This window comes from Mesorhizobium sp. M0571 (genome assembly GCF_040320985.1).
Lineage (GTDB): Bacteria > Pseudomonadota > Alphaproteobacteria > Rhizobiales > Rhizobiaceae > Mesorhizobium.
Genome location: NZ_JAMYQT010000137.1, coordinates 1 through 1,234, shown reverse-complemented (window position 1 = coordinate 1,234; position 1,234 = coordinate 1). Strand labels below are relative to the sequence as shown.

The following is a 1,234-nucleotide window of genomic DNA, read 5'->3' as shown; positions in this document are numbered from 1 at the left end:
TGCTGGACCCTCAATTCGCTCTACCACGAACGGCCTGCGGGGGAGCCACGGCTGCTTTTCAAGGGCGGGACGTCGGGCCGGCCCAAAAGAAAAACAGGGCAAGCCGGCAGTAGTTTGCCCTGTGCACGAAGTTCCGCCTTTGGATCAGCGCTGCCTCGCGATCATTGCGACCTGCCGGCTTCTGATGGTGTCGGCCAGCACGCCGAAAATCCGTGCAACGAAGGCCCAGCTGAATTTGCCGCAGGTGAATGTCAACGGATCATGGCTGGCAGGCTCGACGTGCCAAGAATGGGGCAGGATATCGCGCTTAGCCGTTGCCGCTTTGGACAGGGTGCTAGCCTGGCGGTTGTCGTGGTCAATCCGGGGCAGGTGACAGCCTACGCCAATGCGCTCGGCAAGCGGGCCAGGACCGACACCACCGATGCTGCTGTAACGCTGCCTTCGTTGGGTCGAGCAAGCGGCAAGTGCCCGTTGCGCGGCACCGAAACCGAGGCCCTGGCCGGGCTCGTCGCTCGCCGCCGTCAGATTGTGCGGATGATCGCAGCCGAGAGAGCCATGCCCGCACCGCCATGGCAACGCAGGCACCAAAGAGCATCCAGCCAAAAGGAAAAAGACCGGCTGGAGAAGGTGTTGTTTCGCGGTTATTTCCGATCGCTTAGACTCAATTAGGCGACTTTGAGATCTTTCATCGCCTTTTCAACGACATCCTTGATCGGCCTCGATACATCTTCGGCAGCCTTGGTCGTCACGGCCTGAAATTCCTTGGCCTGCTCGACGGTCTTTTCGAGCTGCGTGCGCAAGAAGGCAGTCTGCAGTTCGATGAACTCGGACGGCGACTTCACGGCAACCAGGGCTTCGAGGTGCGAGAAGCCGGCTTCGGCATTGGCGCGCAGAGCAGCAATTGTCTTCAGCGACAACTCGTTGCCGACGGTCTTGGCGGTTTCGAAGCTCGACTGCAGAGCCTTCTGGGTCGTCTCGGTGCCTGACGCAAATTTCGCATAGGCTTCTTTCGACTGCTCGACGCCCTTTTCGGCGACAGCGCGGACCTGGTCGGCAGCCTTCGACGCGTCGAAGGTGGGGAATGCGGTATTTTCAACGGTGTCAGCGGTCTTGGCCATAGTTTCCATCCTTTCCGGTGGACGGCCTTTCACAAAAGCCGTCTCGTTCATTTACGAAACTGACGTTACGGCATTTATAGTGCATTGCAATATTTTTGTGCGACGCACCATCCCTC

1 protein-coding gene and 1 pseudogene are annotated in these 1,234 nt (G+C 59.1%); one reads left to right on the top strand and one right to left on the bottom strand.

The window, feature by feature from the left end:
- Window positions 1-333: 333 nt before the first annotated feature.
- A pseudogene (locus NKI85_RS38145) lies at window positions 334-436 on the top strand (IS110 family transposase); the annotation flags it as partial.
- A gap of 229 nt (window positions 437-665) precedes the next feature.
- Here the strand turns inward: NKI85_RS38145 and NKI85_RS37685 are convergent.
- Window positions 666-1,127 (bottom strand): phasin, encoded by a 462-nt coding sequence (locus NKI85_RS37685; RefSeq protein WP_352531729.1) that lies wholly within the window; start codon window positions 1,125-1,127, stop codon window positions 666-668.
- Between the last annotated feature and the right edge of the window lie 107 nt (window positions 1,128-1,234).

Bases quoted from the DNA above. Each gene is read 5' to 3' on its own strand.
- NKI85_RS37685 (WP_352531729.1), bottom strand. From the start codon at position 1,127: ATGGAAACTATGGCCAAGACCGCTGACACCGTTGAAAATACCGCATTC.